Source organism: Lamprocystis purpurea DSM 4197, from assembly GCF_000379525.1.
Lineage (GTDB): Bacteria > Pseudomonadota > Gammaproteobacteria > Chromatiales > Chromatiaceae > Thiodictyon > Thiodictyon purpureum.
Genome location: NZ_KB902505.1, coordinates 17,425 through 42,019 on the forward strand (window position 1 = coordinate 17,425; position 24,595 = coordinate 42,019).

At 63.1% G+C, this 24,595-nt stretch carries 21 protein-coding genes; 8 read left to right on the top strand and 13 right to left on the bottom strand.

Annotated features, from left to right (window positions below; genetic code table 11):
* Positions 1-69 precede the first annotated feature (69 nt).
* The 4 genes from A39O_RS0117150 to A39O_RS0117165 all read left to right on the top strand — a co-directional run bounded on the left by A39O_RS0117150 (position 70) and on the right by A39O_RS0117165 (position 6,493).
* Positions 70-1,002 (top strand): M23 family metallopeptidase, encoded by a 933-nt coding sequence (locus A39O_RS0117150; RefSeq protein ID WP_020505899.1) that lies wholly within the window; start codon positions 70-72, stop codon positions 1,000-1,002.
* 315 nt (positions 1,003-1,317) lie between these two features.
* Positions 1,318-4,137, top strand: a complete 2,820-nt coding sequence (gene secA / locus A39O_RS0117155) for a preprotein translocase subunit SecA (protein WP_020505900.1) — start codon at positions 1,318-1,320, stop codon at positions 4,135-4,137.
* Between the two features lie 9 nt (positions 4,138-4,146).
* Positions 4,147-5,361, top strand: a complete 1,215-nt coding sequence (gene argJ, locus A39O_RS0117160; RefSeq protein WP_020505901.1) for a bifunctional glutamate N-acetyltransferase/amino-acid acetyltransferase ArgJ — start codon at positions 4,147-4,149, stop codon at positions 5,359-5,361.
* 169 nt (positions 5,362-5,530) lie between these two features.
* Positions 5,531-6,493: a Nudix family hydrolase gene (locus A39O_RS0117165; RefSeq protein ID WP_020505902.1), complete on the top strand. Its 963-nt coding sequence runs from the start codon at positions 5,531-5,533 to the stop codon at positions 6,491-6,493.
* A 316-nt stretch (positions 6,494-6,809) separates the two neighbouring features.
* Here the strand turns inward: A39O_RS0117165 and A39O_RS33915 are convergent, their stop codons facing one another.
* The 5 genes from A39O_RS33915 to A39O_RS0117190 all read right to left on the bottom strand — a co-directional run bounded on the left by A39O_RS33915 (position 6,810) and on the right by A39O_RS0117190 (position 12,470).
* A complete protein-coding gene (locus tag A39O_RS33915; RefSeq protein ID WP_020505903.1) occupies positions 6,810-7,664 on the bottom strand; it encodes a WecB/TagA/CpsF family glycosyltransferase in 855 nt (284 codons plus the stop codon).
* Positions 7,661-8,638, bottom strand: a complete 978-nt coding sequence (locus A39O_RS0117175) for an NAD-dependent epimerase/dehydratase family protein (protein ID WP_020505904.1) — start codon at positions 8,636-8,638, stop codon at positions 7,661-7,663. The genes A39O_RS33915 and A39O_RS0117175 overlap by 4 nt, the downstream gene beginning before the upstream one ends.
* A 119-nt stretch (positions 8,639-8,757) precedes the next feature.
* Positions 8,758-9,933, bottom strand: coding sequence for an O-antigen ligase family protein (locus tag A39O_RS0117180; RefSeq protein WP_020505905.1), 1,176 nt, complete (start codon positions 9,931-9,933; stop codon positions 8,758-8,760).
* A 151-nt stretch (positions 9,934-10,084) separates the two neighbouring features.
* Positions 10,085-11,461, bottom strand: coding sequence for a glycosyltransferase (locus A39O_RS0117185; protein ID WP_157640227.1), 1,377 nt, complete (start codon positions 11,459-11,461; stop codon positions 10,085-10,087).
* A gap of 34 nt (positions 11,462-11,495) precedes the next feature.
* On the bottom strand, positions 11,496-12,470 hold the full coding sequence (locus A39O_RS0117190) for a glycosyltransferase family 2 protein (RefSeq protein ID WP_157640228.1): 975 nt from the start codon (positions 12,468-12,470) through the stop codon (positions 11,496-11,498).
* A 143-nt stretch (positions 12,471-12,613) separates the two neighbouring features.
* Here A39O_RS0117190 and A39O_RS38655 point away from each other — a divergent pair, with 143 nt between their 5' ends.
* From A39O_RS38655 to A39O_RS40930, 3 genes are read left to right on the top strand one after another with little or no spacing between them, the layout of a single operon-like run.
* Positions 12,614-13,567: a class I SAM-dependent methyltransferase gene (locus A39O_RS38655; protein ID WP_083924734.1), complete on the top strand. Its 954-nt coding sequence runs from the start codon at positions 12,614-12,616 to the stop codon at positions 13,565-13,567.
* Between the two features lie 56 nt (positions 13,568-13,623).
* Positions 13,624-14,286, top strand: coding sequence for a class I SAM-dependent methyltransferase (locus tag A39O_RS0117195; RefSeq protein WP_020505908.1), 663 nt, complete (start codon positions 13,624-13,626; stop codon positions 14,284-14,286).
* On the top strand, positions 14,279-15,103 hold the full coding sequence (locus A39O_RS40930) for a DUF5672 family protein (RefSeq protein ID WP_157640229.1): 825 nt from the start codon (positions 14,279-14,281) through the stop codon (positions 15,101-15,103). Before A39O_RS0117195 ends, A39O_RS40930 begins: the two co-directional genes overlap by 8 nt.
* A 25-nt stretch (positions 15,104-15,128) precedes the next feature.
* On the opposite strand, the gene A39O_RS0117205 is transcribed toward A39O_RS40930, so the two are convergent.
* The 6 genes from A39O_RS0117205 to A39O_RS38660 all read right to left on the bottom strand — a co-directional run bounded on the left by A39O_RS0117205 (position 15,129) and on the right by A39O_RS38660 (position 21,745).
* A complete protein-coding gene (locus A39O_RS0117205) occupies positions 15,129-16,289 on the bottom strand; it encodes a glycosyltransferase family 4 protein (RefSeq protein WP_157640230.1) in 1,161 nt (386 codons plus the stop codon).
* Positions 16,290-16,302: 13 nt separating this feature from the next.
* A complete protein-coding gene (locus A39O_RS0117210; protein WP_020505911.1) occupies positions 16,303-17,139 on the bottom strand; it encodes an FkbM family methyltransferase in 837 nt (278 codons plus the stop codon).
* Positions 17,140-17,208: 69 nt separating this feature from the next.
* Positions 17,209-18,480, bottom strand: coding sequence for a lipopolysaccharide biosynthesis protein (locus tag A39O_RS33920; RefSeq protein ID WP_157640231.1), 1,272 nt, complete (start codon positions 18,478-18,480; stop codon positions 17,209-17,211).
* 63 nt (positions 18,481-18,543) lie between these two features.
* Complete coding sequence (locus A39O_RS0117220; protein WP_020505913.1) at positions 18,544-19,701, bottom strand: PilT/PilU family type 4a pilus ATPase; 1,158 nt, start codon at positions 19,699-19,701, stop codon at positions 18,544-18,546.
* A 93-nt stretch (positions 19,702-19,794) separates the two neighbouring features.
* Entirely contained in the window at positions 19,795-20,832 is a 1,038-nt protein-coding gene (locus A39O_RS0117225; protein ID WP_020505914.1) for a type IV pilus twitching motility protein PilT, read from the bottom strand.
* Positions 20,833-21,316: 484 nt separating this feature from the next.
* Positions 21,317-21,745: a transposase gene (locus tag A39O_RS38660; RefSeq protein ID WP_157640232.1), complete on the bottom strand. Its 429-nt coding sequence runs from the start codon at positions 21,743-21,745 to the stop codon at positions 21,317-21,319.
* A gap of 193 nt (positions 21,746-21,938) precedes the next feature.
* Between A39O_RS38660 and moaA the strand changes: the two genes are divergently transcribed.
* Positions 21,939-22,952: a GTP 3',8-cyclase MoaA gene (gene moaA, locus A39O_RS0117235; protein WP_020505916.1), complete on the top strand. Its 1,014-nt coding sequence runs from the start codon at positions 21,939-21,941 to the stop codon at positions 22,950-22,952.
* 87 nt (positions 22,953-23,039) lie between these two features.
* Here the strand turns inward: moaA and A39O_RS0117240 are convergent, their stop codons facing one another.
* A complete protein-coding gene (locus tag A39O_RS0117240; RefSeq protein ID WP_083924738.1) occupies positions 23,040-23,816 on the bottom strand; it encodes a hypothetical protein in 777 nt (258 codons plus the stop codon).
* Positions 23,817-23,962: 146 nt separating this feature from the next.
* Positions 23,963-24,487 carry an REP-associated tyrosine transposase gene (locus A39O_RS0117245; protein ID WP_020505918.1) on the bottom strand — a complete coding sequence of 175 codons (525 nt, stop codon included), beginning with the start codon at positions 24,485-24,487 and terminating at the stop codon, positions 23,963-23,965.
* Between the last annotated feature and the right edge of the window lie 108 nt (positions 24,488-24,595).

Below are 24,595 nucleotides of genomic sequence, written 5' to 3' on the forward strand. Positions count from 1 at the left end.
CGCCTCGTCAGGGCATCTGTAGTATAAACCCGGCTCTATGCCGATTCACCACGCAGCAGAGGTCAATTGATGTATCACCTCGATCGTAGAAAAACCGTTCGCGGCCAGACAGTTGTCGCACTCCTTGCGGTCCTGTTGTTCGCTGTCGCCGGGGGTGGCGTCGGATTCTGGCTCGGCCGATACGCCACTATCCCAGCCCTGACCAGCGATCTGGCCGTCGGATTCCGGACCCTGCCGACGACGCCGAACCAAGACAGAGCGAATGATGACACGGACGCACCGGACGTCGACGCCATCACCTCCAGCCTGGGGAACATGCAGGCCGAACTCATGCGGCTCGATGCGCTGGGGGAACGTCTGGTCGAGATGGCCGGCCTGAGCGCCGAAGAGTTCGATTTCCAGAATCCCCCACCCCAGGGCGGGCCTGAAGAAGGGCTGGCCAGGGACTACACCATCAAGGAGATCGCGAGCGAGTTGGGAAGCGTGGTCGGCCTGCTCAAGGATCGCAAGCGCAAGCTGGAGATCCTTGAAGAGGCGATCATGGAGCGGGATATCACCGCCAAGTCCGTGCCGTCGGGCTGGCCGGTTCGGGCGGGATATATCACATCGAACTACGGCTTTCGTATCCATCCGATCAAGGGCCGCCGTCTGTTTCACCAAGGCGTCGACTTCGCCGCGCCCTCTGGTTCGCCGGTCGTGGCCGTGGCTGACGGACTCGTCACCTTCAGTGGGCGGCGCAGCGGCTACGGAAACATGATCGAGCTGCGTCACGTGGACGGATACGCGACCCGCTATGCCCACAATCAGGCCAATCTGGTGCAGGAAGGCCAGCAAGTGCGCCAGGGACAGAAAATCGGCGCCGTCGGAGCGACCGGCACCGCCACCGGCCCCCATGTCCACTTTGAGGTCCTGAAGAACGGCGAGCATCTGAACCCGATCCAGTTTGTCGGCAGACAATCACCATCGGTGCTCGTCGCGGCGAATCCGGATAATCCCAGCTAGACCCGATCGCTCACGGCCCAGCAACCACTCGCAGCGGCCGCCGGCCCGAACGGCCGGCGGCCTTTTGGTCCTTGATCGTAATCCCGGCCAGCGGCGTGCGTAGTCAGGGCTTCCAGCCCTGACGGTGTCAGGCCAGGATGGCCTGACTACACACCCGGCGAGCTCAAGTGGCCGGAATCTTGATCGAGGCCGCCTTTTGCGTCTGGCGCAGCGAAACGCGGATTCGACAAAGACCCTGGGCTGACCCCGGCTCAGCGGGCATCGCCGAATTCCGGTATCATTCCGGGACTTTCCTCACGGCATCTCTTCCCATCGATGGTCAGTAACCTGCTCAAGAAGGTCTTCGGCAGCCGCAATGAGCGGCTGGTCAAGAAGCTGCTCAAGTCCGTCAGTCGGATCAATGCGCTGGAGCCCGAGGTCCAGACACTCTCCGATGCGGCGCTCGCGGCCAAGACCCAAGAATTCCGCGGGCGGCTCGCGGCCGGCGAGGACGTGGAAAGCCTACTCCCCGAGGCCTTCGCCGTGGTCCGCGAGACCGGTCGGCGCGTGCTCGGGATGCGCCACTTCGATGTCCAGATGGTCGGCGGCATGGTGCTGCATCAAGGCAAAATCGCCGAGATGCGGACCGGCGAGGGCAAGACCCTGGTCGCCACCCTGGCCGCCTACCTCAACGCCCTGCCGGGCAAGGGCGTCCATGTCATCACCGTCAACGACTACCTCGCCCGCCGCGACGCCACCTGGATGGGCCGCATTTACCACGCGCTGGGTCTCTCCGTCGGGGTGATCAACTCCTCGGGCGGAATGGGGCCGGATACGGCCTCCTATCTCTATGATCCCGGGTTCGAGGCACCAGCAGGCGGCGGCTACCGCCACCTGCGCCCGGTGAGCCGCAAAGAGACCTATGCCGCGGACATCACCTACGGAACCAACAACGAGTATGGTTTCGACTATTTACGCGACAACATGGCCTTCACCGCCGAGCAGCGGACGCAACGCGTGCCTTTCTACGCCATCGTCGACGAGGTGGACTCGATCCTCATCGACGAGGCGCGCACGCCGCTGATCATCTCCGGCCCCTCGGAGGGCAATACCGACCTCTATCGCCAGATCGATGCCCTGATCCCGCGGCTGACCCGCCAGGACCCGATCACCAACGAGGAAGGCAAGCCCGACTTCGGCCCCGGCGACTTCTCGGTGGATGAGAAAGCCCGCCAGGTCTTCCTGAGCGAGGACGGTCACCAGAAAGTCGAGGACATGCTGGTGGAGATCGGGGTCTTACGCGAAGGCGATAGTCTTTACGACCCCGGCAACATCGTGCTGATGCACCATGTTTACGCGGCCCTGCGCGCCAACGCCCTGTTCCAGAAGAACGTCGAGTACATCGTGCGCGACGGTCAGATCATCATCGTCGATGAGTTCACCGGACGCACCATGCCCGGCCGGCGCTGGTCCGAGGGTCTGCACCAGGCGGTCGAGGCCAAGGAACGGGTGCCGATTCAGCCGGAAAACCAGACGATGGCCTCCATCACCTTCCAGAACCTGTTCCGGCTCTACCCGAAACTGGCGGGCATGACCGGCACGGCAGACACCGAGGCCTACGAATTCCAGCAGATCTACGGGCTCGAAGTGGCGGTCATCCCCACCAACCAGCCGATGATCCGCAAGGACCACGGCGACTTGGTCTACCTGACCCAGAAGGAAAAATATGATGCGGTCACCGAGGACATCCGCGACTGCGTGACCCGTGGTCAGCCGGTCCTGGTCGGCACGGCCTCCATCGAGACCTCGGAACTGGTTTCCAAGCTTTTAACCGAGGCCAAGATCCCGCACGAGGTGCTGAACGCCAAGCAGCACGAACGCGAGGCCGGAATCATCGCACAGGCCGGTCGCCCCGGCGCCGTCACCATCGCCACCAACATGGCCGGCCGCGGCACCGACATCGTGCTGGGCGGCAACCTCGATGCCGAATTGGAGGCAGCCGGCCCGCAAGCCGACCAGGAGGCCATCCGCACCGCATGGAAACAGCGCCACGAGGCCGTCATCGCCGCCGGCGGACTGCATGTGGTCGGCACCGAACGCCACGAGTCCCGACGGATCGACAACCAGTTGCGCGGCCGCTCCGGACGCCAGGGCGATCCCGGTTCCAGTCGCTTCTATCTGTCGCTGGAAGACAACCTGATGCGCATCTTCGCCTCCGACCGGGTGGCGGGTATGATGCAGAAACTCGGCATGCAGCAAGGCGAGGCGATCGAACACCCCTGGGTCACCAAGGCCATCGCGAACGCCCAGCGCAAGGTCGAGGGCCGCAACTTCGACATCCGCAAGCAACTCCTGGAATACGACGACGTCGCCAACGACCAGCGCAAGGTCACCTATGGCCAGCGCCGCGAGTTGATGGACACCGCCGATGTGTCCGAGACCATCGCGGCGATGCGCGCGGATATCCTGGAGCGCGTGATCGACAGCTGCATCCCGCCGCAGAGCCTGGAAGAGCAGTGGGATACGGCCGGCCTGGAAAGCGCGTTGGCGGACACTTTCGGCGGTGACTGGCCCATTCGCCGCTGGCTCGAAGCCGACGACCAACTGCACGAGGAAACCTTACGTGAGCGGATCGGCGCCACCCTGGCCGAGCGCTACGCGGAGAAAGAGCAGCGCATCGGCACCGCAACCCTGCGCCAGATCGAAAAGGCGGTCATGCTCCAGACCCTGGACACCCACTGGAAGGACCACCTGGCGGCCATGGACTACCTGCGTCAGGGCATCCATCTGCGCGGCTACGCGCAAAAGAACCCCAAGCAGGAGTACAAACGCGAAGCCTTCGAGATGTTCTCCGCCATGTTGGAGGAGATCAAACAGGAGGTCATCGGCACCCTGGCGAAGCTTCGGGTAGAACCCGAGGAGGAGTCGCTCGCCCTGGCCCCGCACGCGGCACCGGCGCACGAGTTCGCGTTCACGCACGAAGAGTTCCGGGGCTTCGACGGCGATACGACGCCGGATGACGCTGCCGAGCGGGAAGACAGGAGCGCCGCGCCGGCTCAGCCCTTCGTGCGCGATGGCCATAAGACCGGCCGCAATGAGCCCTGTCCCTGCGGATCGGGCAAGAAGTTCAAGCACTGCCATGGCAAGGTCGGTTGAGGCCGCGCCATGAGCGAGCAAGCCGAACTGCATTTCCTCCCGGTACCCGGGGTCCGCCTGGCCGCAACCGCGGCCGGCATCCGCTATCGCGACCGCAATGATCTGGTTCTCTTCGAGTTGGCGGAAGGATCACAGTGTGCCGCGGTGTTCACCCGCAATGCATTTTGCGCCGCACCAGTCACGCTGGCGCGCACCCACTTGCACGCGGGTGCACCACGCTGGTGGCTCGTCAATGCCGGTAACGCCAACGCCGGCACCGGCGCCCGCGGCCTGCTGGACGCGGCCGCCACCTGTCAGGCACTCGCTGAACTGACCGGGGCGCCCGCCGAGCGGGTACTGCCCTTTTCGACCGGGGTCATCGGCGAGCACCTGCCGGTCGACCGCTTCGCCGCCGCCCTGCCGGGGCTCTTGGGACGGCTGGACGGCGCCAACTGGCCCGCTGCCGCCCGCGCCATCATGACCACGGATACGGTACCCAAGCTGGTCTCCAGGCAGTTCGACCTTGCTGGACGTACCGCGACCTTGACCGGCATTGCCAAAGGCGCCGGCATGATCTGCCCCAACATGGCCACCATGCTCGCCTTTCTGGCCACCGATGCAGCGCTCACACCCGACCTGCTCGATGGCTGCCTGCACGCCGCGGTCGAACGCTCGTTCAACGCCATCACCGTGGACGGCGACACCTCCACCAACGACGCCTGCGTCCTGGCCGCCACCGGCGTCCTGGGCAACGCCCCCATCGCCGCGGCCGACAGCCCGGACTTCGCCTCGTTCCAGAGCGCCCTGGAGTCGGTCTGTGTGGAACTGGCCACGGCCATCGTGCGCGACGCGGAGGGCGCCACCAAGCTGGTGACGGTCCGTGTCGAAGGTGCCGCCAGTCACGCCGAGGCGCGCCAGGTCGGTTACACCATCGCCCACTCGCCGCTAGTCAAGACCGCGCTCTTCGCCTCCGACCCCAACTGGGGCCGTATCCTCGCCGCCGTGGGGCGCGCCGGGCTCCAGGACCTTGACATCAGCGGCGTGCGGGTCTGGCTCGGCGACGTGCTGATCGTCGACAGCGGGGGCCGCGCCCTCTGCTACACCGAGAACGCGGGCGCTGCCGTCATGCGGGCACCGGAGATCCTGATCCGCGTGGCGCTGGGTCGTGGCACGGCCGCCGCGGAGATTCTGACCTGCGACCTGTCCTACGACTATGTGCGGATCAATGCGGAGTATCGGTCGTAAACCGCGCCTAGCACGGTATGCGATGTTTTTGAATGGGATCGGCGTCGGCAGACTCGACGATTGCTGGAGTTGGCGCGGTTTAAGGTTTTGAACCGCGTCTCCACCGAGCTCGGTGAAATCTCAGTCGCCTATTGACTTCATGGACACCGCTTCTTCACGGCTGAGCAATATGACCCGGCAACAAATTCATGTCATGGCGGGAGCCATTCTCGATGATCAGGGCCGGGTGCTGGTCACACGCCGCCCCGATCATGTTCACCAGGGCGGACGCTGGGAGTTTCCCGGCGGCAAACTGGAGCCCGGCGAAACCCCGGAGCAGGGACTCGCCCGCGAATTGGCAGAGGAACTGGGGATCAGTATCGGCGCCAGCCGACCACTGATCCGCGTCCACCACGACTATGGCGACCGCCATATTCTGCTCGACGTGCATCGGGTCGAGACCTACTCCGGACTCCCCGTCGGCATGGAAGGCCAGCCCCTGGCCTGGCTGGCACCGGAAGCCATGGACCCCGCGCGCTTCCCGGCCGCCGACCGGCCGATCATCAGCGCCCTGCGCCTGCCCTCGCTCCTGCTGATCACCGGGGCGGACCCGCGGGACCCGGCGAATCTCCTGGCACGACTGCGACGCGCCATCCAGGACGGCATCCGCCTGATTCAACTGCGCGCCCATGCACTGGATGACCGGGCCTACCGTGAACTCGCCGCCCAAGCCTATCCGCTCTGTGCCGTGGCGGGCGCGCGGCTCATCCTGAATCGCGACCCGGCGGCCGTCGCGTCCTGTCCGCGTCACGGGCTGCATCTGCGCGCCCAGACCCTGGCCGCCCTGGATCAACGTCCTGGCGTCAGCGGCGAGTGGGTGAGCGCCTCCTGCCACACGGCCGCGGAACTGACACGCGCCGCCGCCTTGGGGCTGGACTATGCGCTGCTCTCCCCGGTCAACCCCACCGCGACCCATCCGGATGCGCGACCATTGGGCTGGGCACGCTTCCAGGAACTGATCGAGCCGACCCCCCTCCCCGTCTACGCCCTGGGCGGACTCGGCCCCGCGGATCTGACGACGGCGATCCGCCATGGTGCCCAAGGGATCGCCGCCATCAGCGGATTGTGGCCGGCGGCAGTCGACGGCGGCTGAGCGACCATTCTTCTCGTTCCCACGCTCCAGCGTAGGAATGCCGTCCGGCCGCTCCAGCGGCCGGTGGCCCCAAGTGACGCGGGAGCGTGGGAGCCAGATCAAATCCTCTTCTCGTTCCCACGCTCCAGCGTGGGAATGCCGTCCGGCCGCTCCAGCGGCCGGTGGCCCCACGTGACGCAGGAGCGTGGGAGCCAGATCAGATCCTTAGCGGTCTCTTACACCCAAGCGACGCAGAAAACCGATCGGCAGCGGGCTGCTCATGCCCGACTTGAATCGCTTCTCCGATTACGACAACGACAACGATCGTATTCGATGTTTAACTAAATTCCGACTCGTTCCTACCACTCTTTTCAGCATCACCACCACGCCTCAGCCGGTAAGCGAGACTCTCGCGCAACCCGTGATAGAGAAACTGCGGGCCATCGATGAGATCCCGCCGCCACACCTTGCGCGGCTCCATGGCCAAGCGCCAGAGCCACTCGAAACCCGCATCCCCCAGCCAGGACGGCACCCGTGTCACCGTTCCACTCAGGAACCCGAAGGCGGCACCGACACCGATCACCACCGGCACCCGCAGGCGCTCGCGATAAGCATCGATCCAGCGTTCCTGCCGCGGCAGACCCAGTCCAACCCATAGCAGATCGGCCCCCGACGCATTGATACGGTCCAGATCGGCGTCAACCTCCGCGGGGCTCAGGGGTCGGAACGGCGGCGATCGGACACCGACAATGCGATGACCCGGATAGTCACCGGCGAGGCGCCGACTCAGCGCGTCCAGGGTCGCCTCGGTATCGCCGTAGAAGAAGCTGGAATAGCCACGGGCATCGGCAGCCAGCAGCACCCGCCGCATCAACTCGGCGCCCGGCACCCGCTCCGGCAGGGGCTGCCCGCGCAGACGCGCCAGCCAGATAGGCGCGATGCCATCCGGACAGAACAGGTCGGCGCGGTTCAGGATGGTACGAAAGGCAGGGTCCCGATAACCGGTCCAGATGCCGTGGAAACCGGTCACCACGACATGGTGCGGCCGTGGGGGACGTTCGGCGATCCACCCCTCAATGCGGGCGACCGCATCGTCGGTCCCCACGCGATCGATCTGCGCACCCAGGATCGTCACCTGCGCGCGCGGCCTGACCTGCGGCAGTATGGAACCGGCGCTTGCGGTGCCGCTCATCGCGCCGCCTCCGCCGCCGCGACCTGGCCCGCGATCCAGGTATAGGTCGCCGCCAACCCCTCGCGCAGGGGTCGGCTCGGTGCCCAGCCAAGCCGGGCGCGGATCAGCCGGTTGTCCGAGTTGCGCCCACGCACTCCCAATGGACCGGCAATATGCTCGATGGTCAGCGGCTTGTCTGCAATCTCCATGATCATCCGCGCGAACTGGTTGATCGAGACCATCTCGGTCGAACCGATATTCAGTGGACCGGCAAAGTCCGACGCCATGAAACGCAGGACCCCCTCCAGACATTCATCGATAGCCAGGAAGGAGCGCGTCTGTTCCCCATCGCCCCAAATCTCGATACTGCCTCCCGGCGGCGCCGCGGCAACCTTGCGGCAAAGCGCCGCGGGAGCCTTCTCACGGCCATCGTTCCAGCTTCCCTCAGGGCCGAAGACATTGTGGAAGCGCGCGACCCGCACCTGCAGCCCGTAGTTCCTGGCGTAGGCGAAGTACAGGCGCTCGCTGAAGAGCTTCTCCCAGCCGTAGTCGCTATCCGGGTCGGCCGGATAGACCGAGTCTTCGACCGTGGTCGGCGCCTCGGGATCGCACTGGTTGTGGCGCGGATAGACGCAGGCCGACGAGGAGTAGAACACCCGCTCGACCCCGGCCCGGCGGCAAGCCTCCACCACGTTGAGATTGATCAGAGCCGAGTTGTGCATGATCTCGGCATCGTGTTCGCCGGTGAAGGTGAAGCCGGCGCCCCCCATGTCGGCGGCGAGTTGATAGACCTCGACGCTGCCGGCCACCACGCGGGCTACCAAGTCGGGGTCGCGCAGGTCACCGAGAATAAACTCATCCGCCGCGCTGGCTGCGAAGGGCGGCGACTTCAGATCCACGCCGCGAACCTGCCGGCCTTCGGCCTTGAGGCGTCGCACCAGGTGCGCGCCGATAAATCCGCCGGCACCGCAGACCAGCGCCAGATGATTGCTCATACCAGGACCTCCGGCATCCCCGCGACGGCTGGGGCGCTATCGCCGCCACCAACCAAACCCCAACGCTTGCTCATGCTCTTCCTCGCTGCAACGTCACATCGTCCAGATCCGCGCGACTGTCACGCTCCCAGTGGACCGCGCCGACCGAGGCCAGCGATGGACTGCGTCAGCCGCGCGCGTCGCCACTCCGGCCCGCGCACCCGTTCGAGGGTACCGAGATAGGCGAGCAACGGCGCATGCAGCAGCAGATCGACACTGTACAGGGCGGCGGTGTTTTCGGGGATGTTGCGAATCGTCAAATACGCCATGATACCGCCAACCTGGAGCAGGAACAGCCACTCCCCATGGTCGCGCGCATAGCCGCGCAGCACCGCTCGGGCGAACAACACCCAGCCCCACAAAAGCCCGCCGAGATAGAGTGCGGCGCCCGGATAGCCGGCGGCCAGCGCGGCGTACAGCAGTCCGTTCTGCGCATTCAGACCGATCAGGCGGCTATCCGCCTCGGGTCCGGAACCGAGCCACGGTGCCGCCTCCACCACCCGCCAGCCCAGGCGCCAGATCAGGTCGCGGCCGGTCATCGACTGCAGTTTCGACAACGCATCGCCGCGGGTCGCGAAATCGATCAGATAGCGAAGCCAGCCCTCCGGAAACAGCCCCGATAGCAGCGCCAACCCGGCCAGCAGCATCGCAGCGACTCCAACGTATCGGGTCCGACCGCCAAACAACCAGACCACCAGGCCCAGCGCGAAAGCGGCCCCGACGATGCCCTGACGGGCTTGAAACAACCAGATCGCCCCCAGCGCGGCCAGGCTAAGCGCCGCCCAGATCAAGCGTCGGAAGCCATGCCCCCCCAGCGCCATCACCAGTCCAACCACCGCGGGTATCATCGCCAGACGCGCCATACCAGTGGAGCGCGAGATCGCCCCGAACCGACCGAGATCCGTCCGGTGGACCAACCCGTGGGCAGTCATCCCAAGCTCACTCTTTACCAGCAACACATCGCGGGCGATGAATAGCATCCCGACGAATAACAGGGTTGTCAACAGCCAGATCAAGCGATTGCTCGCCATCGCCTGCGGCAGCGGAGCAACACTGCCGAAAGACCAGTCGATGGCCGCGAATACGCCGAGATAGGCGAACGCCCAGTACCAGACCGAAAAATCGGTGCCGGTCAGCAGGGCGGCCAGCAGCGCCAACAATGCATAGCCGATCCACAGCCCCTCGGCCAGGGTCGGCACCCGGTGTCGCTGCCGCAGCAGCGGCGATAACAGGGGCCAGAGGGCGAGGGGGAGCAAGGGCCCCAGCGTGCGCAGTGCATTGACCCAATCAACAAAGTCCTGTGGCGCCTCTTTCAGATGCCAAGGGCCGCCATTGATCCCTGCCCAACAGCTAAGCCAAACCAACAGCAGCCAGAACCACCGTGCGCCAAAGACGGGGGGTACCCCGTCAGCGGATCGGTGTGACCGGAACACCCGTCTCTCCTGGTATGCCGTTCGGGGTACACTGACTATCGGGGATGGCCAAAACCCGCGTATACACATATTGAAGCGCTTCGATCTTGGCCGGAAGATCGTATTGCCCGGCCCGCGCCAAGGCACCGGCGGCGAGGCGCCGACGCTCGGGTTCATCGGCCGCAAGCTGCCGCAGCGCCGCCCTGAGCGCACCAACGAAGGTCGCCGGCCGGTCGATTGGCAGACAGATCCCAGCGGCCGCCGTCACTACATCGGGGAAGCCGCAATGGTCGGGGCAAAGCACCGGCAGCCCCTGACTCATCGCCTCCAGCAACACCGTTGAGGTCAGGTCTTGCAGACTGGTGATGACAAACAGATGCGCCCGGCGCAGCCCGCTGATCGCCTCCGAGCGACGCACCTTGCCGTGCCAGGTACAGCGCGAGGCAACAAGCCCGAGCCGCGCCACCTGCCGTTGCCAGGCAGCGGTTCGTGGCCCGCTACCGTAGATGTCGAGCCGCCAGTCGAGATCCGCGGCCAATCCGGCAAGCGCCCGCAACAACAGCGGCAGGGCCTTGCGGGGGATATGGGCGCCACTCCAGGCCAGTCGCAGGGGTTCATCGGGACCGCGCAACGAGATCGCCGAGACACGGGGCGGGGACGTCACCTCGCTGACGATCGTGCTCGGGCAACCATAGCAGCGTTGCAGCGCCCCGGCGATGCCGCTGGTGGCGGCGATCAGGCCGGGACCGGCGCGGACCGCCGCCTGCCGCGGTGCCCTCAATAGCCAACGATGGAGTTGATTCATGACATTGCGCCCGCCGAAATAAAGCATACCGACGGGACCCAGCGCGCCGAACAATCGCCAAGGAGTGTCCTCCATGCCGCCGATGGGACCCCAGACGAAGGGAGGCGCGAGACGCCAGAGCCCCCCGGGGAAGCGGAACCCGACATAGGTGAGTTGATGCGTCAGATCGTAGTGCTGCCCCGCGACGAGCCGGGCCGCGATCCGCGCCGCGGACCGCAGCCAACTGCGATAGGCGTGGTTCATCAGCGGCTTCAGTAATGAGCCTTCAATCCGGCACCAGGATGGTGTTGGCCGGTAATGCCAGGGGCGGGACGGTGGATAGATGAAAGTGACATGCGATGCCCACGGGGCACTGGCAGTCCGCAGATAGGCCTCGATCGCATCACGATGAAAGCCGGCTGTGATGACGGTGACCTCGCAAAATGAGGCCATCGCCTGAACCCAATTCCAGCCTACTGCCTCCTCGGAACCCCGGGTCGGATGGCAGGCGTAGGCGCAGACCAGGATGCGCGGGCGCGGCAGCACCCAACCACTGGTCGTGCTTGGGGTCGCGGTTGGCAGAGCCATGCCCGGGCGACCTGAGGTCCAGGTCCAGCTAAGCTCATCGGCCATCGGCGTCCTGCCCTGGTCTGGCCGCGGGCACCCGATGCACCGGTTTGCTGATGAATGATAACTGCTCACCCAGGCCGCGCACATTGCCGACGAAGCGCTCCAGCATGCCGCGATCGCGATGCCGCAGGGCCGCGGCCAGCGTCATGGTGCCGCGTATCAGGAGCCCGATCAGACAGCGCGGCATGGACAAGCCATGCTTACGCACGAAGTAGAGCCGGTTGCGGACCTCGATCCGGCCAAACTCGGCGGCTCCAATCTTTCCCGCGGTGGCATACCGATGCTCGTAACGCGCGTCATTCACGACCACGAGTTCACCCACCCGGCGGGCTCGCCAACTGAGATCAAGATCCTCCAGATAGCTGTAACTAATGAAATATTCATCGAATCCGCCGATCCCACGGAACAGGTCCGCGCGCCAGACCGCGGCCCCGGTCGGCAACCAGTCGACCGACGTGTCGCAATCGACGGTGCCAATGACACTCTGCCAGCCGGACGGCGCCACGGCACCGGGACGACGCGCGTAAAGGCCGAAGCGCTCCGCCAACCAAGTGCGCTTGAGGCCGCCCCGGGCTTGGTCGGCGGCGGCATCGACCTGATTGAAACCTGCGCCCACGACACCCTCAGCCCGCGGTGAGGACCAGAAAGCGAGCATCCGCTCGAGGGCATCAGGGGCGAGCGCGATGTCATCGTCAAGGAGTGCGATCAGTTGCGCCTGGCCGTGGACCTCTTTTACGCCCCGATTGCGTTGCGCGGCGGCAGAGGGCGGCTGATGTCTGATCACCGTTACCCGGTTCGGATCTGTAAGACCCTCAAGACGAGTCACCAGGGCCTCGCCGCTCGCATCGACGACAATGACCCGCGCCGGGGGGCAGGTTTGCTCCTCCAGATCAGCGAGCAGGTCCAGCAACATGGCGCCGCGATCCTTGGTCGGGATGACTACGATGAGACTTGCAGATGGGGGCAAGGCGGCTACTCGCATGGGTTCGGCGGCGACTTCGCAAGAAACAGGATGATTGTCGCACATCCTTGATTTATCGTGCGACAGGTACGATCATTTTCTCGAAAAACTTCCTGAAGTAGTAACCGGCAATCAACACTGCGTACGTCATGACAAAAGAAAATACTGATAATATGCTATGCGAGTGCTGCGGCAACGCGACGGCCCCCGAAACTGCTTCAAAACGAGGATACGCACTAAGGAAATGTTTAAGCTGCGGTTTGTTTTTTGTTTGGCCGCAGCCGTCGCGAGAAGATCTCGGTTTCTTGTACAGTCGATCTCAGGGCTATTTCTGTACAGCAGCTACAGATCTCGCGAAGACTTCCGGGAAATCAGCTCTGAATCTACATAAGTTATTAGCAGAGCGCAGGTTGGGTAAAGGCATGCTGCTTGATATAGGGTGTTCTACGGGAGAACTTATTTTTCACATGAAAAGATTAGGCTATACAGTAGCAGGTTGTGATGTGAGTGCCGAGGCGGTACGTATCGCGATAGATAACGGACTTGATGCCAAGGTGGGCGATATTGCGAGTTTGCAATATCAAGCAAAATCATTTGACATAATAAACATGGGGGATGTTCTTGAACATGTTTCGTCGCCTTATGATACTTTAAGGACAGCTTTTTTCTTGCTCAAGCCAGGCGGCGCTATTGTCATTGCGACACCTAACTCAAATTCCGGCTTCGCGCTTTCGACCCTGTTTCTGTCAAGAATAACCGGGTTTCCGTGGGCACACTCAGAAGCGCCCTATCACCTGTTTGAATTTGCTCCGAAATCGATTCTGGAGCTACTGGGGAAAGTGGGGTTTTCTGCTTCCGAGGTCATGACGTCCGGTAATGTCTCATTTAGGTACACAGTTGGCGCTACCGGCTATTTTGATGATCTAAAGCGGGAACTTAAATCCACCGGTCAATATAAGATACGCACTTCCGTTATTCCGCATATCGCGAAGCTGTTCGCGATTGCCGGGTTGCTCTTGCCTTTTTACTTGTTTTCCAGAATAGCTAACCAAATGAAAAATAGGGGAGAAGTAATTACAGCAATTGCTCGCAAAACATACTGATCAAGGCCGCGCCCCCAAGAAGCGCATTGCCATTCTCAGACTGCAGGAGCCTTGGTATGCCCGACGCACAGCAAGACCATTACTACAACAACGTACGCCGAGACCTGATCGCGCTGATTTCCGGCCGGGGCCTTGTGGTTCTGGAAATCGGCTCCGCAGAGGGGGCAACGCTGGCGGCGCTGAAGCAACTTGGCATTGCGCAGCATGCCACGGGGGTTGATATCCGGTCCCTCCCGGGGCAGGGTCAACATCACCGCCACATCGACGAGCTGATAATAGGAGATATCGAGCAAGTCGCCCCGACGTTACCTGAGTATCGCTATGATCTCATCATCTGCGGGGACATACTCGAACACCTCATCGACCCCTGGAGCACACTTGGTCACCTGAGCCGCTGCCTGAAGCCCGACGGTAGCATCATCGCGAGCATTCCCAATATCTGCTATATCGGCGCGTTGAAAAAAATTGTGATCAACCGTGATTTCAGGTATGAAGATCAAGGTATTTTCGACCGGACTCACTTGCGCTTTTTCTGTAAACGCAACATCATCACCCTGTTTAAGCAGGCGGGGTTCAAGATCGTGGCGATCAACTCCACGGTTGACGGACGTAATCGCAGCAAGTGGCTCTTCAATACGCTGACCTTCGGCCTCTTTTACGAGTACCTGGTGAAGCAGTTTTTCGTTACGGCTGTTCTCTCAAGGGCTTCTGATGAGTAACTTGGTCCACCAGGCCGAACGCGTCGCAACCGCGCCAGCGCCGGCCGCTACCCGGTTTGCTCCAACGGTGGTCGTCGTCGTCCCGATCTACCGCCTCATCCCCACCGACGACGAACATCTGTCGCTGTCGCAACTATTCCGTCTCCTACGCGGAACGGATATTGTATTTATTCACCCGCAGTCGCTGAACACGCGCGCCTACCAGCAATGGCCTGCGGCGCGAATGTCATTGGAAGATCGACATTTTCGTTCTTCCGCCACCTATAGCCGACTGCTGTTATCGTCTGCTTTCTACCGCCGTTACCGCGCATACGAGTTTGTGCTGATACATCAAACCGATGCTTTTCTATGCCACAACGACCTCTCCTCCTTCACGCGATCTGACATCGATTATATCGGCGCACCCTGGATGACCCCTAAACGTTGCCCACCATGGTGTCTGCGAGGTACTCGCTTCTTCACTCTACCCGGGCTGACGCGCACCTTCGTGGTTGGCAACGGGGGACTGTCGTTGCGGCGGGTGACCAAGTTTATCGAAGTCATCGAGTCCAACAGATGGTATTCGGCCGCCGCCCGGCTCAGTGCGACGCACGAGGATATTTTCTTTTCCTCCCTGCGCGGCGACGCTCAGGGGCGCCTGCGGATTCCTGACCGACACCTTGCTATCTCATTCTCTTTTGACAGGAATCCGCGTGCGTCTTATGCCGCCAATGAGTACCGGCTGCCCTTTGGTCTGCACAACCCCTGGGGATACGATCGGGAATTCTTTCTGCGCGAGATCCTGCCGCAGTGTGGCGACCTGCCCCAACTCCGGTAGCCACGATCATAAAGCACCATCACCTTCAATCGTTCCGACAGAGCCAGTCTGCGACCAGCGTGCGGATCTCCGACATGAACCGCTCGATTGAGAACATCCTTGCCCGCTGCGCCAGGTCGGTTTGCAGCGCTCGCTGCCGATCTGGATTATCCAACAACGCGACGATTTTCGCGACCGCCTCATCTTGATCCCGGTAAATCAACTCATCGCTCATAACGATCTCCGCTGGTCCTCCTTGGCTCGGCACAAAGGGAATGCATCCCGCCTTAACATACTCGGCTACCGAAATGCCAAAAGCCTCTCCGGTACACCCGTGTATCGCAAAACGATGTTGCGCCAGCAACGCCATCTTCGCTGTTCCGACCAGATAGCCATCGGCAAAACACCAGGCAGCGTTGCGCGCGATCTGATCGCGGATCGCCCGCCCGTATCCATCATCGCCCACCGCCCCGACGATATGCAGGTGAACGTCGCGACCAGCGGCCCTTACCCGTCCCAGGATGTCGATCATCCGCTCGATACGCTTCTCTTGACTGACACGCCCCGTCAGGACAAAGCCGACTTCCCGTTGCTCCCAGGCAAGCGTCGGCGCCACGTCGGCGACCGGCGGAAAAATCACGCGATTGCTGATGAGTCCCAGGCGTGAACGGAGCAGATCGGCGGTCCATGCGGAATTGGCGACCAGCCAATCTTCACCGCCCTGATAATGGCTTGTGCCGGCGATCGTACGCGCCAAGGCAAGATAGCCATCGCGCGGCGTACCACCGCGATGAAACCAGCGTCGCACCCCCCCGGCGACTGGGTGGAATTGGCGACGCAACGTATCGTCAAAGGAAAAATCGGCGACGAAGTGGATCGCGGGCCTGCCGAAATCCATCATGTTATAACCACTGATACAGACATCGAACCGCGCCGCCACCGAGCGCAGGAAGCGCGCGAACAACGCACCACGTAGAGCATCCGTATGACCTATAGCCCATCGTCGCCATTGCGGTGAAAGCAATGCGTCGCAGTGATTCGCTTCGAGATTCGTTCCACAATGCCCGTTCAACCTCGCGAGATCGATCGGGCAACCGGTTGCGATGCTCACCTTGCAGGACGCGCGCAGTGCTTCGACACCCCACAGCACCCTGAACTCTGAGCCTCCGGAGGCCAGACAGGGGTGCGCGATCAAGACCGTCTGCATCGCATCCCCAGGATCATTCAGTACGCTCAAAGTGGTAATGGATTTCCGTACCGCGCGGCGCATGCCACGCTGACTGGAAGCCGTGCTCTCGCATGAACGCCACAATATCCCCGGCGGAGGCGCCCTGCGACCGCAGCAGATCCGGATGGACTTCGACAAACACGTCACGGAGATCCCGGATGCCGAATGACTCGGAGAAGCCCCCCAGCACAGCAAGCTCCCCCCCTTCCACATCGATTTTTATCACGTTTGGCCAAAGTCGTGTCTCCCTGACCAGATCATCCCCGCATCGGACCAGCACCTGCGTCACCCCAACCCCTGCTCCCGTTCGGTAGGTCAAACGATCTTTGCCCTCGGCGCCGTCACCGGCGGTCAGCAACCATCCCACTCCCGCCGTGTCGCCAAGCGCAGTTGCGACCACGCGGGTCTTGACACCGGCAACGCTATTCAAGGCAAGGTTACGTGCAGCGGTATCCGCGATGAGCGGATTGGGCTCGACGGCGAGAACTTCCCCGCCTCCGAGCCGATTGAGTCGCCGTGCCGCAAGCACCGAGAAGACACCGATGTTGGCACCCACGTCGTACACCACATCATTTTGCCGGAGACAGGCCAGGAAGCGCGCGACCAGATCTGGCTCGTGGTGGCCCGCCATATCGACACGGGTGAGTTCGGCCTTGGTCCTGGCCAGGAACTCCAGTTGGAAACCAAAGGCGCTCACGCGCTGCCGGCCACGCGCCAGCAGACGGCGCTCGTAGAGCGCCAGCAACGGGCGACCCAGACCAAGCCTCCGCAAACCGGTTTCCAAGCGCGAGCCGGCGAGCGTCTGACGCAAACGCTGGATCAGCTGCATCGCGGATTAACCTCCGATTCAGAACGCGGATCACAAGGCGGCGACCCGTCCGGACCAATGACTTGCTTATCATGGAACCCGACCGGTCCCCAGCACAACCACCAGAACCGTAACGACCAACAGCGAGGGCGCGGCCACCGCCCGCAACGCCGCCCGTCCCAGGTCTGCATCGGCCCGACGCAAACAATACAGAGTCCATGGCATGGTCAGACCCCAAGTACACAGCGATGTCGCAAGCGCGACGCCAGCGATCCCCAGCGGCAAGCCGGCCAGGATCGCCAGTCCCTGGATCAGCGCGCTGCCGAGCGCCCAGCGCCGATAGCGCCCGCTTTCGCCGCGACTGATAAAGGCCCAACCCGTCGATGAGAGCAGTGGCTGCAATGCCAGGGTCGGCGAAAGGTTACGCAACACCGTTACCACCGGGTCCCATTGGGGCCCGAACACGACTCCGACGATTTGCGGCGCCCACAATAGGGCCGTGAGCGCCAAACCGGCGCTGACCCAGGCCAAAGTCGCCAAGACGCGACGGAAGGTGCGTTGAAAGCGCTCCGGGTCGGCGGTCAGTCGGCTGAGGGTTGGTACGATCACTTCGTGCAGCGGCGTGGAGATCTGCGAACTCGGCAGCATGAACAGCTGATAGCCGCGACTATAATAGCCGAGCAATACGGGTCCGTAGAGGACACCCACCCCGATCTTGTCGATCTGGCGTGCCAGATACCCGAACAGGGTTACCCCGAGCAGATCGCCGCCGAAACGCAGCATCGGCCGCACTCCACAGCCGCGCACCGGCCGTCCCGGCCGCCAATCGGAGGCAAGCCCCAATCCGAGCAATTGGATCGCACCTTGAACCACCGGCATGGCCACCAGGGACCAATAACCGGCCCCCCACCAAGCCATCATCAGCCCCGCCAACACCGACAGAGTGAGACCGAGAATGTCGCTCAGCATCAACATGCGAAACCGCATCTGCCGTAACAGCAGCGCGCGGTAGTGGACCGCCGCGCTGGCGATGACATATACCGGCGCGCCGAGCAGCGCGATCCCGGTTAGCCGGGGGTCATGATAAACCCAGGCGATCAGCGGCGCGAACAGCATCACCGCCAGCGTCAACAAGAGGCCAAACCCGAGATTCAACCAAAACAGCGTACTGAGCTGGGCCTGGGTGATCTGCGCCCGCTGCACGATGACCTGGGACAATCCCAGACCGGCAAAGAGCCCGACGAGCCCGGTCAGCGCGGTGACCATCGCAACCAGCCCAAAGTCCAGCGGCGTCAACAGCCGCGCCAGTAGAACCATAGCGGCAATCTGAAGCCCCAGCTTGACGACCTGCGCAGCCAGCACCAACGCGCCGGCGCGCAGCGAGCGCGCACCCGAATCGGCGTTCAGATGCTCGGTTCCCGGTCACTACAACCGAATGATCCCGTCATCGTCCTCATCGACCAGCGAGATCCCCTCGATCGAACGATCCATCGCCGCGCGTTGCGCACTGCCGCCCTGAAGTTTGATCATGAGCCGGACCTCATTGGCTGAGTCGGCCAGGCGCAGGGCGTCCTCAAAGCTGATCTCGCCCTCCTGGTAAAGGTCGAACAACGCCTGATCGAAGGTGATCATCCCCTGCTCCGGCGACTTCTTCATCAGTTCCTTGAGCTTGTAGACCTCGCCCTTGCGAATCATGTCGGCGGCCAGCGGCGTATTGATGAGAATCTCCACCACGGCGCGCCGTCCATGACCCGATTTGCGCGCGATCAACTGCTGGGCAACCACGGCCTTGAGATTCAGCGACAGATCGAGAAGGAGCTGGTTGCGCGCATCCTCCGGGAAGAAGTTGATGATGCGATCCAAGGCCTGGTTGGCATTGTTGGCATGCAAGGTCGCCAGCACCAGGTGCCCGGTCTCGGAGAAGGTCATGGCATATTCCATGGTCTGGCGGGTGCGAATCTCGCCGATGAGGATCACGTCCGGCGCCTGCCGCAGCGTATTCTTCAACGCCACATCGAAGGATTGGGTATCAACCCCCACCTCGCGCTGGGTGATGATGCAGCCGTCATGATCGTGCACATACTCGATCGGGTCTTCGATCGTGATGATATGACCCGTACTATGGCGGTTGCGATAGCCCACCAAAGCGGCCAGCGAGGTCGACTTGCCCGTCCCGGTGCCGCCGACCAGGATCACCAGGCCGCGCTTGTACATGGCGAAATCACGCAGTGCGGAGGGCAGCTTGAGCTCCTCGATGGTGGGAATCTTGGTCTCGATACGACGCAGCACCATGGCGGCAGCATCCCGCTGAACCAGGGCGCTGACGCGGAATCGGCCGAGCTTGGGCCGATCGATCGCGAACTGACACTCGTTGGTCGCCAGAAACTCCGCACGCTGACGCTCATTCATCAGCGAATGCACCATGTCGCGGGCCTGTTCCACACTCAACGACTGCTTGCCGACCGGGCCAATCATCCCGTCGACCTTCACGCTCGGCGGCCAACCCGCGGTGATGAACAGGTCCGAGCCTTTCTTATCCACCAGCGTGGCCAGCAATTGCTCCAGCGTTTGCCTCAGGTCCATGGAGAAAATACCTCAATCGTGGGTTGGCAACCTTGCGTCAGTTCGGATCACCCGGTCTACCGCGAGGATCCTGTCCGCACGCAACGGTCGCGATCACATAAAGTCGTCCTTGTTTTGCGCCTTGCTGCGGGCATCCTTCCGCGAGATCAAACCTTTTTGCATCATGTCCTTGAGGTTCTGATCCAAGGTCTGCATCCCGTGGGCCTGGCCGGTTTGAATGGCCGAGTACATTTGTGCGACCTTGGCCTCGCGGATCAGATTGCGAATCGCCGGCGTGCCGATCATGATCTCATGGGCGGCAATCCGCCCGCCGCCGACCTTCTTCAGCAGCGTCTGGGCGATGACCGAACGGAGCGACTCCGAGAGCATGGACCGCACCATCTCTTTTTCCGCCGCCGGGAAGACGTCGATGATCCGGTCGATGGTCTTGGCCGCGGAGGTGGTATGCAGGGTGCCGAACACCAGATGACCGGTCTCGGCGGCGGTCATCGCCAGGCGGATGGTCTCCAGATCGCGCATCTCACCCACCAGGATGATATCGGGGTCCTGGCGCAGGGCGGAGCGCAGGGCCTCGCTGAACCCCAGGGTATCCTTGTGCACCTCGCGCTGATTGACCAGGCACTTCTTGCTGGTATGCACGAACTCGATCGGGTCCTCGATCGTCAGGATGTGGGCATACTCGTTGTCGTTCAGGTGGTCCACCATGGCCGCCAGGGTCGTCGACTTGCCCGAACCCGTAGGCCCCGTCACCAGCACCAGACCGCGCGGGACATTGACGATATCCTTGAAGATCTTCGGGGCGTTCAGGTCCTCCAGGCTCAAGACCTTGGACGGGATGGTTCGAAACACCGCCCCGGCCCCGCGTTTCTGGTTGAAGGCGTTGACTCGGAAACGCGCCACGCCGGGAATCTCGAACGAAAAGTCAGTCTCCAGAAACTCCTCGTAATCCTTACGCTGCTTGTCGTTCATGATGTCGTACACCAAAGAGTGCACGGTGCGGTGCTCCAGCGCCGCGACATTGATCCGGCGCATATCCCCGTCCACCCGGATCATCGGCGGCAGGCCGGCCGACAGATGCAGGTCGGAGGCGTTGTTCTTGACGCTGAAGGCAAGCAGTTCGGCGATGTCCAAGGCTTAACTCCCGTTGGATGCGAGGACCAGAGGAGCGCGCGGTCGCCACCCGTCTGGAGCCCGCCGCGCGCGTCAGTGCGCCAAGCATAGCGCGAAATGGGCGACGATTACGGATCACTGTCTGGTCCGACGGAAGCCGCGTTACGGGCGCGCTACTCAGCACCAAGACCGACGCCCTCAACGCGGCCGTCGCGCCGGCGATTTCTGATCCAGCGAACCGTTACCCGCTGCCTGAGGATCGCGGTTGCTCATCCGTTATGCCGGGACGAGCGTCGAGCTTTCCAACCAGATAGGCATCACGGGACAGGCCGCCGGGGAACCACCGACACTCGGATCAGCCTTGGTGGTACCGATCACCGTGTACTACTGATCCCGCACCGGTGCGTGTACTAAGGTCCCGTCCATCGCCTGCCAGTCCCACTGAATGCCTTTCAGGTCGTGAATCACGCCCTCCGCTGCAGAAATGACTCTCCTCAATCAGCTCTTATGGCCGCGCAGCCCAGCCCCGCGCAACCCATCCTGTATCTGTTGCGCGATGCTGCGCCCCCGCGACGTCTCGGCCGAATCGCCGATCCACAGCATGATCGTAGAATCCGCGTTGCCAAACTGGATCGCAACGATTCAGGAATCGGTTGCTACTCAATGCCGAAGAGGCCTTGAAGCCCTTCATGGCGTGCGACAATGTCCGGTCGTTCCCAAGCTGGAATAACCAGTGAACATGGTCCGGCATGATGACCCAGGCAAGTGATGTTAATGTTTCGCTGTCGTTTAGTGCCTGCATCTCCCTTACCACCAGCCTTGCATCGGTCGGGGCGACGCCGACATAACGGCCGGGGGTCAGGCTCCAGTCGGCGGCGGCGATCTCGGCACGGGTGACGGCTTTGCACAGACCCGGCACGGCGATCGTGCACAACGCAGATGTCGGCGGCCGGACCGCCTTCGACTGCCACCGCGGCCGTCCGGATGATCGTCTGGCCCGGCGAATTCCCATCGATTCGCCGGGGTGTCGTTTCCGTCCGCAACAAGCTACCTTGTCCGAAGAGTTGCGTTCATTCGCGGCTGAAGTTGTCCCTCCAAAGCCATCCACAGCGAAGGAAAGAACCCGCGTGAGCATCCAGTCCGCGCCCCTGCCCAGCCAGCTCGTCGATCGCTTCGGTCGGCAGGTCACCTATGTGCGCCTGTCGGTCACCGATCGCTGCGACCTGCGCTGCCTCTACTGCATGGCGGAGGACATGGCGTTCGTGCCCCACAAGCAGATTCTGACACTGGAGGAACTGGCCCGACTGGGCCGCTGCTTCAGTGAACTGGGGGTGGTGAAGTTGCGGGTGACCGGCGGTGAGCCGCTGGTGCGGCGCAACGTGGTGTGGCTGTTCGAGCAACTCGGCGTGCTGCCCGGTGTCCGCGACCTCACCCTGACCACCAACGGCACCCAACTCGCCCGCCATGCCGCCGGGCTCAAAGCCGCGGGCGTCACCCGCATCAACATCAGCCTGGACTCACTGCGCCCCGAGCGCTTCCACGCCATCACCCGCTTGGGCGACCTGCACAAGACCCTGGCGGGGATCGACGCGGCCCTGGCGGCGGGCTTCCAACGGGTGAAGTTGAACGCGGTGATCCTCAAAGGCCGCAATCATGACGAGGTACCGGATTTGGTGCGCTTTGCCGCTGAGCGGGGCCTGGACATCAGCTTCATCGAGGAGATGCCGCTCGGATCGATCGGCGATCACGACCGCGCCGCGGTCTATTACTCCAGCGACGCCATCCGCCGCGACCTGGACCGTCACTGGGAGCTGATCCCCACCACCGAGTCCACGGGCGGGCCGGCGCGGTATTTCCGGATCGCGGGCAACGACACGCGGGTCGGTTTCATCTCCCCGCACAGTCACAATTTTTGCGGAGACTGCAACCGGGTACGGGTCACCGCCGAGGGCCGGCTGCTGCTGTGTCTCGGGCAGGACCACTCGGTCGACCTGCGCCGCGCGCTGCGTGCCAATCCGACCGACGATGCGCGGGTCAAACAGGCTATTGTCGGCGCCATGTCCATCAAGCCGCGCGGACACGAGTTTGCCTTGAACGGCCATCCGCTGATCCTGCGGCACATGAACGCCACGGGCGGCTAGCAGGGGGTTCCGTCCTGCGTAGTCCGCTAACAGTGGCCACCGATTCCGGCGGGTTGGGGGCGGGAGCTGAGGAACCAGCAAAGGCGCTTACCATTCGCGGGTACCCGCATCGTCGCAAGTCTTGTTATAGACCTTGATCGCCAGTTCGCGACTGGCACCGCTGATCTCGACGGTCCCTGAGCAGACCTGGAGGTTTTGGCCTTCCCCGAACTGCGCTGACCATGAGTAGGTACCGGCCAGGGCACCGCCATAACCCGTGCAGACGAAGACGTGGGAGGTTGAACATCCGTGGTCGCTACCATAACCAGCGTCCACGATACCAGGCCCTCCACTCACACAGAGGCGCCTCGTCTGGCACCACGGGTCCCCCAGGCCGCATACCATCGTCGCGGTGACAGTGACGCATCGGGACGCGGAATTGCCTCCCCCACTGCTCGCCGCCGCCCGCTGCCGTTGTGCCGCCTCGGCCGCCTGCTGGGCCGCCACTTGCGCCTGTTGCGCCTGTTGCGCCTCGCGCTGGCGTTGGGCCTCGGCCTCCTGGCGGGCGCGCTCCGCCGCCACCCGCTCGCCCTCCTCTTTGGCCGCCTTGGCCGCCCGGTTGTCGGCGATCAACTGCTCGACAGCGCGCAGATCATCCGGGCTATAGGCCATGTTGCGGGCGGTGGCGAGCTGCTTTTCGGCCTCCGCGAAGTCCCAGTTGCGCGCCGCCGCCCGCGCCTGCTCCAGCACCTCCTGCTGGCCGCGCTGCTGGCGCTGCTTGTAGCCCTGGTATTGATCATAGAGCGCGCGGTCCACGGCGCCAGCGTTCGCGCCGTACACAAGGCCCGCGACCAGGGCGAGCCTGAGCATTGACTTGCTATTCATTCGTCTCTCTCACCGTATAAATCCCGTAGGGTGGATAAGCGCAGCGCATCCACCAAAGATCTTGCCGAGCGCAGCGCATCTTGGTGGATGCGGCGCGCCAGGCGTCATACCAAACCCGCGGCACCGTGCGGCGCGCCTTATCCACCCTACAGGTCCCCGGGCTCGATGCCGGGGAGGTTCTCCGGCGCCACGCTGCCCCACTGCGCCTCATACCAACCTCGCGCGACCGCCCGCTTGAATGAAGACCAGGGCCAATCCTGCACCCGTTGGGCCAAGCCGTGCTTGACCGGGTTGTAATGCAGGTAATCCAGATGCCGCCGCCAATCAGTGTCATCGCGGATCGCGTGTTCGTAATGGCGCCGTTGCCAAACCGGGCGCTCGTTGCGGGCGTTGGTCGTGGGGTCCACCCGCGCGGAGAAGCGCTTCTTGATCTCGCGCCAGCGTCCCGGATAGTCGGTATCGCCCTCCGGTAACCGAATGATGCAATGCAGGTGGTCCGGCAGAATCACGCTGCCATCGATGGTGAATGGGCGTTGCTCGCGCACATGGGCAAACGCCTCCCGGAGCAAGGCGACCCGTTCCGGTGACCCCAGCAACGGCTGGCGCTGCCAGGTCACCAGCGTGAAAAAGAAGGTGCCGCCCGGGATGAAGACGCGGCGGTAGTTGCTCATCGGCGGTTCACCCGGGGCTTGGTGGATGCGCTGCGCTTATCCACCCTACGGGTTGCGGGGCGGGCGTCGGGTGGATAAGGCGCGCGGCACGGCGGTTGGGGCTGGGCA